This window comes from Microbacterium marinilacus (genome assembly GCF_019753765.1).
In the GTDB taxonomy this organism is placed as follows: domain Bacteria; phylum Actinomycetota; class Actinomycetes; order Actinomycetales; family Microbacteriaceae; genus Microbacterium; species Microbacterium marinilacus.
Map to the genome: position 1 here is coordinate 70,080 of NZ_JAIJZW010000008.1, position 16,418 is coordinate 86,497.

Consider the following 16,418-nt stretch of genomic DNA (forward strand, 5'->3'; position numbering starts at 1 on the left):
AAGAGCGACGGGCGGGGAACCCTAGACTTGTGGTCATGTCTGCCACGCCCGTCGAGCCTGCATCCGAGCCCACCGAAGAGGACATCTTCGAGCAGAAGGCCGTGCGGCTCGCCAAGCGCGAGCGTCTGATCACGGAGCGCGAGAGCGCCGCCGGCGGGGCCTACCCGGTCTCCGTTCCCGTCACGCACACGATCCCCGCGCTGCGCGCGCAGTACGGCGACCTCGAGGCGGGGGCCGAGACCGGCGAGGAAGCGGCGGTCGCGGGCCGGATCGTGTTCAGCCGCAACACCGGCAAGCTCTGCTTCGCCACGCTGCAGGCCGGCGACGGATCCCGCATCCAGGCGATGGTGTCGCTGGCGAACGTCGGCGACGACTCCCTGCAGCGCTGGAAGGAGCTCGTCGACCTCGGGGATCACGTCGCCATCTCCGGCGAGATCATCTCGAGCCGGCGCGGCGAGCTGTCGATCATGGTGTCGGCATGGGAGATCGCGGCCAAGGCGATCCTGCCGCTGCCCAACATGTACACCGAGCTCAACGAGGAGAGCCGGGTGCGCAGCCGGTTCCTCGACCTCATCGTGCGCGACACGGCCCGCACGACCGTCCGCGCCCGGGCCACGGTGAACGCGAGCCTGCGATCGACCTTCACCGCCCATGAGTTCGTCGAGGTCGAGACGCCGATGCTGCAGGTGCAGCCGGGTGGCGCCTCCGCCCGGCCGTTCATCACGCACTCGAACGCGTTCGACACCGACCTGTACATGCGCATCGCGCCGGAGCTCTATCTGAAGCGCGCCGTGGTCGGCGGCATCGACCGGGTGTTCGAGATCAACCGGAACTTCCGCAACGAGGGCGCCGACTCGACCCACAGCCCCGAGTTCGCGATGCTCGAGGCCTATCAGGCGTACAGCGACTACAACGGCATCGCCGACCTGACCCAGGAGCTCATCCAGAACGCAGCGATCGCCGTCGCCGGATCCACGACCGTGACCTGGGCCGACGGCACCGAGTTCGACCTGGGCGGCGACTGGGACCGCGTCTCGATGTACCCGTCGCTGTCGGAGGCCGCGGGCGTCGACGTGACGCCCGACACGGGTCTCGACGAGCTGGTGCGCCTCGCCGAGGCGAACGGCGTGGACATCCCCGCCCACGCGACGCACGGCAAGCTCGTCGAGGAGCTGTGGGAGCACTTCGTCAAGCAGCACCTCACGCGCCCGACGTTCGTCATGGACTTCCCCGTCGACACCAGCCCTCTGGTGCGCGAGCACCGCTCGGTCTCGGGCGTCGTCGAGAAGTGGGACCTGTACGTGCGCGGCTTCGAGCTGGCGACCGGGTACTCCGAGCTGGTCGATCCCGTGATCCAGCGGGAGCGCTTCGTCGAGCAGGCCAAGCTCGCCGACCGCGGCGACGACGAGGCGATGCGCATCGACGAGGAGTTCCTGCGCGCGCTCGAGCACGGGATGCCGCCGACGGGCGGCATGGGAATGGGCATCGACCGTCTGCTCATGGCCATCACGGGTCTCGGGATCCGCGAGACGATCCTCTTCCCGCTGGTGAAGTAGCCGCACCCCCTCACCTGCCCCGCCGCCGAGCCTGCCGCCGGTCGGCCCGACGGCGCTCGGCGCAGCTGCGCGGACCCGGAACCGGTGCCGGGCGGTCGTAGACCCAGGCGGGCAGGTGCACGGCGGAGACCATCGTCGCGACGATGTGCGCCAGCCCGTGATGCGGATCGATCTCGCGCGCGAGGCCGACGAAGTGCGCCGCGTGCGTCGACCTCCCGAGCGCCCACGACAGCCAGGCGGCCGCGGCGAGCGGACCCGCCCGCCGCGCGCGCGGCGCGACCGACGCCGCGCGCATCGCGAGCGCGAGCGCGCGTCGCAGGCGATCGCCGTCGGGCGCAGGTCCCTCGCCCGCCAGACGGAACGGGCCGACGGGGTCGCTCCGCTCGCCGCGGGCCCAGGCGAGCTGCCAGGCGTGGACCGTCCGCCCCTCGTCGATCCCGCCGCACCACTGGGTGAGGGCGATGTCGCGGGTGAGGGGACGATCGAGCAGGCCGACGAGGACCGCCAGATCGTGCGGGGTGAGAGCCGCCGCGTCCTCTCCGAGCCACTCCTCGATCGCCTCGGGGAAGTCGGGCTCGTCCGGGACGATGAGGATCCGCGTGAGCGCCCGCGCGACCTGCTCGCGTTCGGCGAGGTCACTCGGCGGCAGCTCGCAGCCGTCCGACTGATCGGCGAGCAGGCGCTCGTCCGGCGAGTGCGGCCACGGCACGTCGTCCGGCCGGATGCGATCGAGCGACTGCCCGGCGTAGGGCCCGTCGGGCTCGAGGTAGGAGCCCCATCCGTCCCCGGCCACGCACAGCGCCTCCACCGTGGCCAGGGCGCACTCGTCGAGGCGACGCAGCACCTCGCCGACCAGCTCGGCACGGGCGATCCTGCCGCGCTCGCCGCGGTACGGATCGTCGGTGTAGACCACGACGGCCGCGCGGGTGATGTGCTCGACGAGGCACAGCCGGCCGACCGTGGTGGCCGCGAACTCCGACAGCTCGGTGCCCGACATCGCCTCCGGGGGCAGGTCGATGCGCATGGCGCCCAGGGTGCGGCGCTCGGCGAACGGCACGAGCACGATGCTGTCGCGCGGGGTGAACCCGGCGATGTGAGGGAGCATCGAGAGGAACTCGGCGGAGTCGGCCGCGCGGACCACGGTCGGGGCCGGGGGCACGGCAGCCCGGGCGCCGGGCGTCTGCGGCGAGGGCGGCTGCGGAGAGGACGAAGGGGGGGTCTGAACGGTCATGGAGAAGAGCGTCGCCGTCGGCGCGCGCTCACGGACCGGATGCGCCCAGCTGGGGATGGGATTCGCGAGGATCCGGCGCTGTGGACGAGGCCCGAGTGGCCGGAGGGCGCATCCGCCCGGGGCTCGCACACAGGAGCGGGGCCGTACGATGGGCGTGTGGACAGCTACTGGGCAGCCGTGGTCTGGTCGATCCTGCCGACCATCGTGATCTGCGTGGTGTTCTGGTTCATCCTGCGCAGCATCCTGCGCTTCGACCGCACCGAGCGCCGGGCCTACGCGCGCATCGAGGCCGAGGAGCGCGCGAAGCGCGGCCTGCCGCCGCGAGACGCCGCCGCGCCGACCGCCGACTAGCAGGCCACCCGCGATCCGAGCCCCACGCGGCGGTCGCGTCGGAGGCACCGGATACGCTGGTGCGAGGCGGGGGAGAGGCGGTGCACAGTGGAGGTCATCCTCGGCACCTCGTGGTGGCTCATCGGCACCACCGTCGTCGACACGATCATCCGCATCGTCGCGATCGTGATCGTCCCCCGCAACCGCCGCCCCACGGCCGGGATGGCCTGGCTGCTGGCCATCTTCTTCCTGCCCGTGCCGGGGCTGCTCCTGTTCCTGCTGATCGGCAACCCGCGGCTGCCCCGTGACCGCCGGCGCCGCCAGGACGAGATCAACCAGTACATCCGCGAGGCCAGGCAGTACCTCGAGCGCGGCAGCCTGCGGCCCAACGAGCCGGCCTGGTTCACGTCGCTCGTCAACATGAACCGCGAGCTCGGCGCCATGCCCCTCACGGGGGACAACGGCGCGCGCCTCATCCGCGACTACGACGAGGGCCTGGCCGAGATGGCCGCGGCGATCCGCTCGGCGCGCGAGCACGTGCACGTGGAGTTCTACATCCTGAAGTCGGACGACTCGACCGACGACTTCTTCCGCGCCCTCGAGGAGGCGTGCGCGAGGGGCATCGCGGTGCGCGTGCTGCTGGACCACTGGGCGAACCTCGTCAAACCGTTCCACAAGCGCACGCTCAAGCGGCTCGACGCCATGGGGGCCGAGTGGCGCCTCGCCCTGCCGATCCAGCCCCTGCGCGGCAAGTGGCAGCGGCCCGACCTGCGCAACCACCGCAAGATCCTCGTCGTCGACGGCGACGTCGCCTTCCTCGGCTCGCAGAACATCACGGACGCCAGCTACAACCTCAGGGCGAACATCCGGCGCGGGCTGCAGTGGGTCGACCTGATGGTGCGACTCGACGGTCCCATCGTCTCCAGCGTCAACGCGGTCTTCCTGTCCGACTGGGTCAGCGAGGCGAGCGAGGTGCCGCCGGGCATCGACCTCAAGGAGATGGAGGCCGGCAGCGGCGACCTCGACTGCCAGGTCGTGCCCTCCGGGCCCGGGTTCGAGCTCGAGAACAACCTGCGCCTCTTCCTCGGCCTGCTCTACGGCGCGCAGCGGAAGATCATCATGATCAGCCCGTACTTCGTGCCCGATGAGGCGCTGCTGCTGGCCATCACGGCCGCGACGTCCCGGGGGCTGCAGGTCGAGCTGTTCGTGTCGGAGGTCGGCGACCAGGCCATGGTCTACCACGCGCAGCGCAGCTACTACGAGGCGCTGCTGCGGGCCGGCGTGAAGATCTGGCTGTATCCGAAGCCGTACATCCTGCACACCAAGGGCCTCACGATCGACGACGAGGTCGCCGTCATCGGGTCGAGCAACATGGACATGCGCTCGTTCGGTCTCAACATGGAGATCTCGCTGCTCGTGCGCGGCGAGGAGTTCGTGCAGCAGATGCGCGGGCTCGAGGCCGGGTATCGCGAGGTGAGCCGCGAGCTGACGCTCGAGGAGTGGCAGAAGCAGCCGCTGCGCTCGACGGTGCTCGACAACCTCGCGCGGCTCACCAGCGCCCTGCAGTAGCGCACCCCGGACGCGTCACATCGCGCTGATGCGGTGCCCCTTCGGCACGGCGACCTTGAGGTTGCCCTTCTCGACCCGGCAGGACACACGCGTCGCCTCGCCGAACTCGTCGCCGTCGAGCTCGACCGGCTGTGCGATGGGCGTCGCGGCCTCGGCGGCGGCGCCGCGGAGATACCGCACGGACGTATCGCGCCCGCGACGCTCGAGCACCGCGCGCCCGGCCCGGGTGCGTCGCAGCACGGAGTTGTCCCACCACACCTTGCGCCACACGCCGAGCCAGCCGAGCGGACCGGTCGGCTGGATCAGGGCGACGTCGAGATCGCCGTCGACGATGGAGGCGTCGGGGATCAGCGAGATCCGTCCCGGCAGCTCGCCGCAGTTCGCGAACAGGATGCTCTGCACGCGTGCCGAGTGCAGTCGCGTCGAGGTCAGCGTCGGCGGCTCCTCGCCGCCCCCGCGCGCGATCTCGTAGACGACGCGGAACGGCTCGGCGCTCACCAGCGAGCGCGCGGCGCCGTCGACGTACGCGACCCAGCCGACCGACTTCTTCAGCTCGGGGCGGGTGTTCGCGATCATGGCGGCGTCGAGGCCCATCCCGGCCATCACGACGAACGCGTGCTCCTCCGTATGGCCGTCCTGCCGGCGCAGGGTCGCGACACAGATGTCGACGTCGACGGTCTCGCCGTCGAATGCGGCCGCGACCATCGCGTTCTGGCTGTCGAGCGGCAGCAGCAGGTTGCGGGCGAGCAGGTTGCCGGTGCCGCTCGGCACGATCGACAGCGGCACGCCCGATCCGCGCACAGCCTCGGATACGGCGCGGACGGTGCCGTCCCCGCCGGCGACGAGCACGGCCGACACGCCCTCGGCGAGAGCATCGCGGGTGGTGGACTGCCCCGGATCCTCCACCGAGGTCGCGAGCAGCAGCGGCGGCTCCCAGCCGGCCTCGGCGGAGTGCCGTTCGACGAGCGCGCACAGCGTCGGCCCGTCGACCTTGACCGGATTGAACACGAGGGCGGCGCGCTTGCCGGCGGGTGCGTCGGGAGCGGTGTCGTCGGCCATGCGGTCAGCATAGGCCGCGATGCTCGTCGCGCCCCGGCGCGGGACGTTCCGCCGCCGGTAGCCCGGAGGTGAACGACACGTCAGCGACGGTTCACCTGCCGTTTGCCGACCTTCGCCACGGTGGGGCGGATCCGTTCGGATCTGCTCCCCCGAGGTCAGGAAGAGACGCCCCATGCAGACGCGCCATGAGTCCGGTCACCCGCGGTGGAAGCGCGCTCGCGCGCTGACGGCGACGGGCATCGGGCTGGGGATGCTCGTTCCCGGCCTGCTCGCCGCGCCGCCTGCCCTCGCGGCCGACGGCTTCACCGACGAGCAGCTGAACCACGCGTACACCTCGAACACGACCGCGAGCACGGGTTCGTCGTCGAGCCCCGACCCCGACAACTGGTCCATCCGGATGATGGACGTCTTCAACACCCTGCGCGTCGACGGAGACTACGCCGCCACGGGTGACGCTGCGGTGATGCAGCACAACGAGGACATCACGGTCGAGATCAACACGACCTCGAGCGACGAGCAGCACCAGCGGGCGATCGTCGACCAGTACGGCGACATGGCGCTGACGATGGCGGACGGCCTCGGCGAGCGCCTCGGCGCGATCTACGCCGAGGCGTGGGAGGCCGGCGAGCTGCCGAAGACCCGGACGCTGCTGTCGAAGGACGGCGGCCGGATCGGCTACAACTCCTCGACCAACCCGCCGAAGAACTACTTCGACTACGACCGTCCCTACCTCGCGCTGAACGTCGTCGACGGCGCGCTCGTGCACAGCCCGGAGGAGGGCGGCAAGCTCAGGCTCGTGGACCGGGCGGGCGGCGACGCCTGGGCCTCCACCAGTGGCGCGTTCCCCTCGGGACACACGTCCCAGGCCTATTGGCAGGGCACGGCGCTGGCGACGATGCTGCCCGAGCTCGCCCCGCAGATCCTCGCGCGCACGGCCGAGGCGGGCGACAACCGCATCGTCATGGGCGCGCACTGGGCGCTCGACGTCATCGGCGGACGCATGATGGGTCAGGCGATTGTGCAGCTGCGCTGGGCCGACCCGGAGTTCGCCGCGTTGATCGAGGAGGCCGCCGTCGAGCTGCGCGGCGTGCTCGAGGCGGGCTGCGGCGCCGCGCTCGACGACTGCATCGCGTCGGACACCCCCTACCTCGGCACCGACGAGGCGCTCGCGTTCTACGAGGAGAAGCTGAGCTACGACTTCCCGCTGACCGGAGAGACCGGGCAGGACGTGGTCGTCCCCGAGGGCGCCGAGTCGCTGCTCGCCTCGAGCCGTCCCGAGCTGACCGCGGACCAGCGGCGCCAGGTGCTCGCGCTCACCGCGATCGACTCCGGCAATCCGCTCGACGAGGGCGAGGAGGAGAGCTGGCAGCGCCTGAACCTCGCTGCCGCGATGACCGCGGAGATCGTCGTGAACGACGACGGATCGGTCTCGCTCGCCGACGGTGCCGACGGCGACGTCCTGTCCTCCATCCGCATCAACGAGGTCGAGTCGAACGGCGGAGAGCCCGCCGACTGGATCGAGCTGACGAACATCGGCGATGAGCCGGTCGACATCTCCGGTCTCGTGCTGAAGGACGACAACGACAGTCGCACGCTCGCGGTGTCGGTCGGTGTCGTGCTCGACCCGGGCGCGTTCTTCGTGGTGCAGGTCGACGACGTGGAGGGCGGCTTCGGGCTCGGCGGAGCGGACTCCGCGCGGGTGTTCCTCGCCGACGGCGTCACGCTCGTCGACTCCTACTCGTGGACGGCCCACGCGACGGAGACGTACGGCCGCCTGCCCGACGGCACCGGCGAGTTCGTGCAGACCGCCTCGACCAGGGGAGAGGCGAACGTCGCGTACGTCGCGCCGGAGCCGGAGGAGCCCGCGGACTTCGCGGTGGTGGTGAACGAGGTCGAGTCGAACGGCGACGACAACGATTGGGTCGAGCTCTTCAACACCGGGGCAGAGCCGGTCGACATCTCCGGCTACACGTTCATCGACGGGGACGCCTCGCACGAGCCCGGTTACGTTCTTCCGGCCGGCTCGGTCGTGCCGGCCGGAGGCTTCTTCGTGCTCGACGAGAAGACCGCCACCGCCGACGGCTTCGACTTCGGCCTGGGCGGCAACGACTCGGCGACGCTGCGCGATCCCCAGGGGGTCGTCGTGGCGACCTATTCGTGGACCGCGCACGCCGCGGTGACCTATGGTCGCAATCCCGACGGCACCGGAGAGTTCGCCGACACGACCCGGTCGACGAAGGGGGCGCCGAACGACTTCGGCGACCCCGACGCGGAACCGGCCGGCGACCCGTGGCCTGGTGGATCGGAGGTCAGGACGGTCGACCCGGCAGACCTCTTCGCGGGCGACCTGTCGGGCCTCGACTACGAGGCCGGCGAGACCGACGCGCTGTGGGCGGTGAACAACGGCGAGGGCCTCCTCTACCGGCTCGTCGAGGACGGCGACACGTGGGATGCGGCGCAGACCTGGACGCTGCGCTACGCGAACGGCACCGGCACGCCCGACGCGGAGGGCGTGACGATCGTCGGCGACAGCTCGGCGGACGGCGTGTACGTGGCCACCGAGCGCGACAACGCCGTGAGCAGCGTGAGCCGCCCGACGGTGCTGCAGTACGACGTCGCGGGGGCGTCGGGTGACCTCGCGGCCGTCGCCGAGTGGGACCTCACCGCGGACTTCCCCGGGCTGGGGGCCAACGCCGGGCTCGAGGGCATCACCTGGATCCCTGACGACTACCTCGTCGAGAACGGCTTCGAGGACGCGACGACCGGCCGGGCCTACGACCCGGAGGCGTACCCGCTGCACGGCGACGGGCTGTTCTTCGTCGGCGTGGAGGGCACGAAGTCGGTCTACGCCTACGCGCTGAACTCGGACGGCACGTTCCAGCGGCTGGCGGAGATCGGCAGCGGGCTCGGCGTCGTCGCCGAGGTGCAGTTCGACGCCGAGCGCGGCACGCTGTGGGTCGTCGCGGACGAGGCGGACGCCGGCCGCACCGCCGAGTTCACGATCGTCGACGGCGCCTTCGCGTCGCAGACGGTGTACGCACGCCCGGCCGGGATGGCGAACATCGCCAACGAGGGCTTCGCGATCGCGCCGGCCGAGAAGCCGGGCGACGTGCGCGCCGTTTTCTGGGCTGACGATGCCGACACCGATGACCACTCGCTGCGCGCGGGCACCGTGGAAGGCGGTGCCGGCACGGAGGAGCCGGGCGGGGAGGAGCCGGGCACGGCAGAGCCGGGCACGGAGGAGCCCGGGGCTGAGCAGCCCGGCGGGGAAGAGCCGGGCAACGGCCCGGGGACCGATGAGCCGGGTACGGACGAGCCGGGGGCCGGAGAACCGGGCGCGACGGAGCCGGGGACGGAGAAGCCGGGTACGGACAAGCCGGGGACCACGCCGGGGACGGACGAGCCCGGTGCCGGCGAGCCGGGGACGGATGAACCCGGGACGGACGAGCCCGGTGCCAGCGAGCCCGGCGAGCCGGCTAGAACCGACCGGCCGGGCGCGGCCCAGCCGGGCCAGGACGGCGACGACGTTCCGCAGGACGGCGGAGCGAGCGTGGCGCCCTCCGAGGACGACCTGAACGACGGCAACCGCGGTGGACTGCGCGTGCTCGGCTCGACCACCCTCACGGCGGGAGGGCTCGTCACGGTCGTCGTCGACGCCGCCTACGCGGGCCAGACGGTGTTCGGCTGGCTGTTCTCCGAGCCGACGTCGCTCGGCCAGGCCGTCGTGGCCTCCGACGGATCGGTCACCTTCCGGATCCCGGACGACGTGCCGGCGGGCGCCCACCGCCTGGTGGTGACGGACGCCGACGGCACGGTGATCGGGTGGGTCGACGTCACCGTCCGGAGCGGCTCGGCGCTGGTCGCCACGGGCGGCGAGGCGCCCTTCGGCATCGCGCTCGCCGCGGCCCTGCTGCTGGTGACCGCGGGCACCGTCCTGGCCGTGCGGCCGAGGCGGGCCGCGCGGCGCTGACGGACAACGGCCCCGGCCTAAAGCTCGCGGAGCTCTGGGTCGGGGCCGTCGGCCTGCAGCGGACGAGCTCTCGTCAGCCGGTCCACTCGTCGGCGAGCAGCGCGTAGTCCATGCCGTCCATCCACTCGCCGGAGCGGTGCAGACCGGTCTTGCGGCTGAACTCCTCACGCCGCATCCCGAGGCGCTCCATCACGCGCCATGACGGCTCGTTCGCCGCGAAGCATCCGGCGTGCACGCGGCGCAGGCCCAGCTGCTCGAAGCACATCCCGATCGCCGCTCGCACGGCCTCGGTCGCGTATCCCCGGCCCTGGTGTGCCGGGTCCAGTGTCCAGCCGAGCTCGGCCTGCACGCCCACTCCCTGCTCGACCACCTCCGCCTGCGTCCAGCCGTCCTCGACCCGCACCATCAGGTCGCCGATCGGCTCGCCCTTGAGCTCGACGACCAGGGTCACGCGCAGCCGGCCGGCGTCCGCGAACTGCTCTGCGTAGGAGGCGTGGTCCGTCGGGGCTCGCGTGATCCACTCGCCCACCTCCGGCAGCCGCCGCCATCGCCAGGTCGCGTCGGCATCCTCGGCGACGGCGCGCCGGATCGTCAGCCGCTCGGTGCGAAGGGGCCAGGTCACGGCGTCGAGCGGATCCATGTGCTCCAGGCTAGGCGAGCTCGCTCGGCCGGTCTTGTAGCGATACCGCTCGTCCAGGCCGTCCCGCCGTGTCGATACGCTGACGCGTGTATCGCATCGTGTTGCCGGATGGGCACCGAGGAGGGGAGCGGGTGGGGGAGATGCCGGAGTGGCTGAACGCATTCGGAGCCATCGGAGACGGCGTCGCGGGGGTGACCGCGGCGTTCGCGCTGCTCGCCGCCTTCGCCGCCGCGATCTACACGGCCCGCACCTTTCGCATGGAGCGCTCGCGCGAGGACCGGTCGGTCGCGCGCGAACGGCGCGAGCAGGCCGCGCTCGTATCGGCATGGTGCGCGTCGAGGACCGACGTCAAGCACGCGAGCGGCAGGAGCCTGCGCGGGATCATGCTGCGGAACGCGTCGCACGCGCCGGCCTACGACGTCGTGATCGAGAGCACCTACGCGCAGCGGAAGGCCGACGACCCCGAGCCCGTGAAGCCCGTGTCGATCGCCGTCGTCCCGCCTGGCGAGTACTTCCTGCAGGAGGGCGACAAGTACCCCTGGGACCTGCCGACGGATGCGCAGTCCCTGGAGGGCCTCCTCCAGCCGATCATGAACAATCCGAAGTGGATCGTCACCTCCCTCGTCTTCACGGATGCGCACGGCGAGACCTGGCAGCGCGACGAGCGAGGGAGGCTCGAGCCGCGGGGCCGCGCCTGATCCCACGGTGTCCGCGGCGTCGGCGGTGTCAGCCCGCCGTGTCGACCGTCGCGATGTCGAGCGCATCCCACGCGCGCAACAGGTCCTGGTCGCCGCTGACCGCGACGAGCTCGGACGACGCGATCGCGAACGCGGTGGCGCAGTGCACGGCGTCGTAGCCGCGCAGGGCGTGCGCCGTGCCGAGCCGCGCGGCATCGCGGATGATCGCCTCTACGGGCGCGATCGGCGTGATCTGCGCCCAGAGCGCCTCGAACGCACGTGTCGCCATCCCGTGCTCGGTGTCGGTCATCCGCGACATCCGGTTGGCCTGCGCGAGCGCCGTGTGAACCTCCACGTACGCCAGCGAGCTCGAGGCGACGGATTCGGTCTCGTACCAGGCGCGCCGGGACACCGCCGTGGACGGCTCGGCGAGCACGAGCGGGACGAGCGCGGAGGTGTCGAAGTAAGCGGTCACCGGCGCTGTTCGGCGATCAGGTCGCTCACGGTGCCGTCGATCTCGATCGGATCCGGCAGCGCCTGGCGCGGTCCGCTCGGGCGACGGGCGATGCCCTCGCGGATCAGGCGCTCGAGACCGGACTCGTGATCGATCGGAACGATCTTCGCGATCGGGCGGCCGTGGTCCGTCACCGTGATCTCCGCACCTTCGCGAACCTCGGCGAGGTGGCGGCTGAGTCCGTTGCGCAGTTCGCGGATGCCGATTGTGTCCACATTCATTCACTGATTGTAGCCACAATGCGAGCGAGAGCGGCCACGTGCCGCCGCCTAGACTGATGCCGTGATCGATCCGGTGCTGCTGCGTGAGAACCCCGACCTCGTGATTCGCTCGCAGGAGGCGCGCGGGCACTCGCCCGAGACGGTGACCGCGGCGGTCGAGGCCGAGACGGCCCGCCGCGCCGCGATCGGCTCGTTCGAGCAGCTTCGCGCCGAGCAGAACGCCTTCGGCAAGCGCGTCGCCGCAGCCCCGAAGGACGAGAAGGCCGCGCTGGTCGCCCAGGCGAAGGACCTCGCGGGGCGGGTCAAGGACGCCCAGCAGGCGGTGACCGCCGCCGAGGAGGCGTTCGCCGCCGCGATGTCGAGCATCGAGAACGTCGTGCTCGACGGGGTGCCCGCCGGCGGCGAGGACGACTACGTCGTGCTCAAGGAGGTCGGCGAGATCCGCACCTTCGACCCGGCCGAGTTCCCCGACGGTCCGCTCGACCACCTCGCTCTCGGCGAGCGGCTCGGCGCGATCGACATGGAGCGCGGCGCGAAGGTGTCAGGCGCCCGGTTCTACTTCCTCAAGGGCGTCGGGGCGCGGCTCGAGATCGCGCTGATGAACTACGCGCTGAACGTCGCTCTCGAGGCCGGCTTCACCCCGATGATCACGCCGACGCTCGTGCGCCCCGACATCATGCAGGGCACCGGCTTCCTCGGCGCGCACGCCGACGAGATCTACCGCCTGGAGGCCGACGACCTCTACCTGGTCGGCACGAGCGAGGTCGCCCTCGCCGGCTACCACAAGGATGAGATCGTCGACCTCACCGGAGGCGCCCTGCGCTACGCCGGCTGGTCCACCTGCTACCGCCGTGAGGCCGGCTCGTACGGCAAGGACACCCGCGGCATCATCCGGGTGCACCAGTTCAACAAGCTCGAGATGTTCGTCTACACGACCCCCGAGGACGCCGCCGCCGAGCACGAGCGCCTGCTCGCCCTCGAGGAGCGCATGCTGCAGTCGCTCGGCCTCGCCTACCGGGTCATCGACACCGCCGCGGGCGACCTCGGCTCGAGCGCGGCGCGCAAGTTCGACACCGAGGCGTGGGTGCCGACCCAGGGCGCGTACCGCGAGCTGACGTCGACCTCGAACTGCACGACGTACCAGGCCCGCCGCCTCGACATCCGCCACCGTCCCGTCTCGAAGGACGGCGGGGTGGAGGCGCGCACGCAGCACGTCGCGACGCTCAACGGCACGCTCGCCACGACGCGCTGGATCGTCGCCATCCTCGAGACGCACCAGCGGCCCGACGGATCGGTGGTGGTGCCCGAGCCGCTGCGCCCCTACCTGGGCGGGCTCGAGGTGCTGGAGCCGATCGCGTGACCGGCCAGGCAGTGACGGATCAGGGCAGCGACCGCCGGCTGCTGGTGGCCCTCGACCTCGACGGCACGGTCGTGCTGGAGGACGAGTCGTTCAGCCCGAACGTGCGCGAGGCCGTGCGCCGCACGGTCGACGCCGGCAACATCGTGACGATCGCCACGGGCCGCAGCTGGGAGGCGACCTCGTACATCCTGCACGCGCTCGGGATCCTGCCCGAGTACGTCGTGTGCTCGAACGGCGCCGCGATCCTGTCGCGCGACACGACCCAGCAGACCGGCTACGCGCGCCACACCACCGAGACGTTCGACCCGACCGAGGTGCTCACGCTGCTGCAGGAGCACCTGCCCGAGGCGAACTACCTCGTCGAGCTCGCCGACGGCAGCCGGCTCTACACGCACTACGTGGACGACTGGGGCCTGGATCGCGAGACGGCCCGCAACGTCGGGCTGGAAGACATGAAGGGCCTGCAGGTCGCTCGTGTCGTGGTGGTGTCGCCCGAGCACAGCGAGGCCGAGTTCACCGAGCTCGTCGACCAGATCGGCCTGCAGCACGTGTCGTACGCGGTGGGGTGGACGGCGTGGCTCGACATCGCGCCGAAGGGCGTCGACAAGTCGACCGCCCTCGAGCAGGTGCGCGAGTGGCTCGAGATCGATCCCGCGGACGTGGTCGTGATCGGCGACGGCCGCAACGACATCGGCATGTTCGAGTGGGCGGCTGCCGGCGGCGGCCGTGCGTTCGTGATGGGTCAGGCTCCGGTCGAGGTGATCGCGGCCTCGACCGACCGCACCGGCACGGTCGAGGAGGGCGGCGTCGCGCAGGCCCTCGACGTGATGCTCGCGCCCGCGTCCTGACAGCCCTCCCACGCCCCTGCCGGGCGCGCCCGTAACACGCCCGTGACGGCCGCGGGCTAGCGTTGTCCCATGCTCGGCTCGTTCCCCGGACCTCCGCGAGCGTCGGGGCGCGCGCGCAGGCCGGAGCAGCACGCGCGGGCGCTGCCGACCCTGGCGCGCGTGCTCGAGGAGCTCGGCTCGACCTTCCTGTCGGACCTCGCGCCCGTCCCCGACCCCGAGCGCCGCGTCGGCGGAGTGGTCGTCTACGACCCGCTCGACGATCAGGCGGTGGCCGACGGCGCCGTCGTGCTGGGCGTGGGCCTCGCCGGCGGCTCGGCGCTCCGAGCGGTGCTCGCCGACGCCGGCGACCGCAACGCGAGTGCCATCGTGCTGCGCGAGCCCGTCGAGCTGGACGAGGCGAGCATCGCCGCCGCGGGGCAGCACGGCATCGCCCTTCTGGGGCTGACGCGGGGCGCCTCGTGGATGCAGCTGAGCGCGATGGTGCAGGCGCTCCTGGCCGAGCGGGACGACGACCAGCCGCAGGACGCCATCGGCGGCCTGCCCGGCGGCGACCTGTTCACGCTCGCCAATGCGATCGCGGCGCTGCTGGACGCGCCCATCACCATCGAGGACCGCAACTCTCGCGTGCTCGCGTTCTCGGCGCGGCAGGACGAGGCCGATCCGCAGCGCATCGAGACCATCCTCGAGCGGCAGGTTCCGGAACGCTACGCCCGGATGCTCACCGAGACCGGCTTCTTCAAGCGCCTCTACTCCAGCGACGTGCCCGAGTACGTGCAGCTGCGACTCGACGGCACCGACCTCAAGGCCCGGTGCGCGATCGCCGTCCGAGCGGGCGGGGAGATCCTCGGGTCGATCTGGGCGGCGGTCCCCGGCGAGCTGACCGCCGAGCGCACGGCCGCGATGCGCGACGCCGCGAGGGTCGTCGCGCTGCACCTGCTGAGCCTGCGCGCCGGCGCCGATGTCGAGCGACGGCTGCGCGCCGACCTCCTGAGCACCGCCCTCGAGGGCGGGGACGGCGCGGTGTACGCGCTTGAGAGGCTCGGCATGGACGCGCAGCCCGTGGTCGTCCTGGCCGCCGAGGTGATCGACGGGCAGGACGACGGGCTCGACGGAGCGGGCGACCGGCAGGCGCAGCGGCAGCGGCTCGCGGACGCCATCGCAATGCATCTCGCGGCCGTACACCCGCAGGCGAGCGCCGCCCTGCTCGGTCGGACGATCTACGGTCTGCTGCCGGTCAGGGCGGCCGATGCCGGCGAGGCGCAGGCGGCGCGCCTCGCGACCGACTTCCTCGCGCGCATCGGCTCACGCACCCCCGTGCTGATCGGCATCGGTCGCGTCGCCACGGGGCCCCGGGGCGTGGTGCGCTCGCGGGAAGGAGCGGAGCGCGCCCTGCGCGTGCAGGTCGAGCACGCCCAGACCGAGCGCGGCGAGGCGACCTCCCGTGTCGCGCTGTTCAGCGACGTGCACGTCGAGTCGCTGCTGCTGGAGCTGCGGGACCGGGTCAGCGCGGGCGGCGAGCAGGCCACGGGAGCGGTCGCGCGACTGCTCGAGCACGACCGCGCCAACGACACGCGTTTCGTCGAGACGCTGCGCGCCTGGCTCGACCACCTGGGCGACGTGTCGTCGGCCGCGGAGGCCCTGCACATCCACCCGAACACCTTCCGCTACCGGCTCCGCCGCCTCGCCGAGGTCGGGGAGATGGACCTCGCCGACCCGGAGGCCCGGTTCTCCGCGCAGCTGCAGCTGCGCATCATCCCCGACCTCGTCCAACGTCGGTCCTGATCAGCGGGGCGTGGGCGTCGAGCGCCCCCAGCCGCGCCCCGCGGCCAGCTTGCCCAGCAGCGGCAGCACCCGGTGCGCCACGGGCGTCGACACGGTGAACATCGAGGTCGTCCGTCGCACACCGGCGATCTCGACGATGCGCGACGTGAGCACCTGCAGCTCTTCGAGCGATCCGATCGCGACGTGCGCGAGCAGATCCTCGCGTCCGGCCCGGATGCTGACCTCCAGCACCTCCGGGATGCCCGCCAGCTGCTGGACGATCTGCGGCATCCGTCGCTGGTCGATCTCGATCGACAGCGACGCGCGCACGCCGGCGCCGATCTGAGCGAGGTCTATGACGGGACGGAAGCCGAGCAGCACGCCGTCGTCCTCGAGACGCTTCAGCCGCAGGTTGACCGTCGTGCGGCTGACGCCCAGGTCGGACGCGAGCTCGGCGATTCCGAGACGTGCGTTGTCGGTGAGACGAGAGAGGATCTCGACATCGAGCTGGTCGATGGTTGCCATCGTGCACACCTCCGCGGGGCCGCGACGCCCCATACGCTGCAGGATGCCATGTTGTCATGGAATCGATTGACGCTGCGGCGTGGTGATCCGGATACTCCTATACATCCCGTCGATGCGATCCACCGGCGGGGTGCGGATCCGCCCCGGCCGGGGCGCG

At 71.7% G+C, this 16,418-nt stretch carries 14 protein-coding genes; 8 read left to right on the top strand and 6 right to left on the bottom strand.

The genetic code is table 11. The annotated features are described in order from the left end of the window. Window positions 1-35 precede the first annotated feature (35 nt). The gene (lysS, locus tag K5S26_RS13525; protein ID WP_221859072.1) at window positions 36-1,556 is read left to right on the top strand and encodes a lysine--tRNA ligase; all 1,521 of its coding nucleotides are present in this window, start codon (window positions 36-38) and stop codon (window positions 1,554-1,556) included. 10 nt (window positions 1,557-1,566) lie between these two features. Here the strand turns inward: lysS and K5S26_RS13530 are convergent, their stop codons facing one another. Next, the gene (locus tag K5S26_RS13530; protein ID WP_221859074.1) at window positions 1,567-2,787 is read right to left on the bottom strand and encodes a DUF4192 family protein; all 1,221 of its coding nucleotides are present in this window, start codon (window positions 2,785-2,787) and stop codon (window positions 1,567-1,569) included. A 156-nt stretch (window positions 2,788-2,943) separates the two neighbouring features. Between K5S26_RS13530 and K5S26_RS13535 the strand changes: the two genes are divergently transcribed. Both K5S26_RS13535 and cls read left to right on the top strand, forming a co-directional pair. Further along, window positions 2,944-3,138: an olfactory receptor gene (locus K5S26_RS13535; RefSeq protein ID WP_221859076.1), complete on the top strand. Its 195-nt coding sequence runs from the start codon at window positions 2,944-2,946 to the stop codon at window positions 3,136-3,138. Window positions 3,139-3,225: 87 nt separating this feature from the next. Further along, complete coding sequence (gene cls / locus K5S26_RS13540) at window positions 3,226-4,686, top strand: cardiolipin synthase (RefSeq protein WP_221859078.1); 1,461 nt, start codon at window positions 3,226-3,228, stop codon at window positions 4,684-4,686. A gap of 15 nt (window positions 4,687-4,701) precedes the next feature. Here cls and K5S26_RS13545 read toward each other — a convergent pair whose 3' ends face one another. Continuing rightward, window positions 4,702-5,745, bottom strand: coding sequence for a diacylglycerol/lipid kinase family protein (locus K5S26_RS13545; RefSeq protein WP_221859080.1), 1,044 nt, complete (start codon window positions 5,743-5,745; stop codon window positions 4,702-4,704). A gap of 172 nt (window positions 5,746-5,917) precedes the next feature. On the opposite strand from K5S26_RS13545, the gene K5S26_RS13550 reads away from it, so the two are divergent. Continuing rightward, window positions 5,918-9,715 carry a lamin tail domain-containing protein gene (locus tag K5S26_RS13550; RefSeq protein WP_221859082.1) on the top strand — a complete coding sequence of 1,266 codons (3,798 nt, stop codon included), beginning with the start codon at window positions 5,918-5,920 and terminating at the stop codon, window positions 9,713-9,715. A 73-nt stretch (window positions 9,716-9,788) separates the two neighbouring features. On the opposite strand, the gene K5S26_RS13555 is transcribed toward K5S26_RS13550, so the two are convergent. Further along, entirely contained in the window at window positions 9,789-10,355 is a 567-nt protein-coding gene (locus K5S26_RS13555) for a GNAT family N-acetyltransferase (RefSeq protein WP_221859084.1), read from the bottom strand. Window positions 10,356-10,486: 131 nt separating this feature from the next. On the opposite strand from K5S26_RS13555, the gene K5S26_RS13560 reads away from it, so the two are divergent. After that, window positions 10,487-11,053 (top strand): hypothetical protein, encoded by a 567-nt coding sequence (locus K5S26_RS13560; protein WP_221859086.1) that lies wholly within the window; start codon window positions 10,487-10,489, stop codon window positions 11,051-11,053. A 28-nt stretch (window positions 11,054-11,081) separates the two neighbouring features. Here K5S26_RS13560 and K5S26_RS13565 read toward each other — a convergent pair whose 3' ends face one another. Both K5S26_RS13565 and K5S26_RS13570 read right to left on the bottom strand, forming a co-directional pair. Beyond that, window positions 11,082-11,507: a type II toxin-antitoxin system VapC family toxin gene (locus K5S26_RS13565; protein ID WP_221859088.1), complete on the bottom strand. Its 426-nt coding sequence runs from the start codon at window positions 11,505-11,507 to the stop codon at window positions 11,082-11,084. Then, window positions 11,504-11,767 (bottom strand): type II toxin-antitoxin system Phd/YefM family antitoxin, encoded by a 264-nt coding sequence (locus K5S26_RS13570; RefSeq protein WP_221859090.1) that lies wholly within the window; start codon window positions 11,765-11,767, stop codon window positions 11,504-11,506. Before K5S26_RS13570 ends, K5S26_RS13565 begins: the two co-directional genes overlap by 4 nt. Window positions 11,768-11,828: 61 nt before the next feature. On the opposite strand from K5S26_RS13570, the gene serS reads away from it, so the two are divergent. From serS to K5S26_RS13585, 3 genes are all read left to right on the top strand, one after another. Continuing rightward, complete coding sequence (gene serS / locus K5S26_RS13575) at window positions 11,829-13,127, top strand: serine--tRNA ligase (protein ID WP_221859092.1); 1,299 nt, start codon at window positions 11,829-11,831, stop codon at window positions 13,125-13,127. Further along, complete coding sequence (locus K5S26_RS13580; RefSeq protein WP_308122981.1) at window positions 13,124-13,975, top strand: HAD family hydrolase; 852 nt, start codon at window positions 13,124-13,126, stop codon at window positions 13,973-13,975. The genes serS and K5S26_RS13580 overlap by 4 nt, the downstream gene beginning before the upstream one ends. A gap of 69 nt (window positions 13,976-14,044) precedes the next feature. After that, a complete protein-coding gene (locus K5S26_RS13585; protein ID WP_221859094.1) occupies window positions 14,045-15,757 on the top strand; it encodes a PucR family transcriptional regulator in 1,713 nt (570 codons plus the stop codon). Here K5S26_RS13585 and K5S26_RS13590 read toward each other — a convergent pair whose 3' ends face one another. Next, the gene (locus tag K5S26_RS13590; protein WP_221859096.1) at window positions 15,758-16,261 is read right to left on the bottom strand and encodes an Lrp/AsnC family transcriptional regulator; all 504 of its coding nucleotides are present in this window, start codon (window positions 16,259-16,261) and stop codon (window positions 15,758-15,760) included. Window positions 16,262-16,418 lie beyond the last annotated feature (157 nt).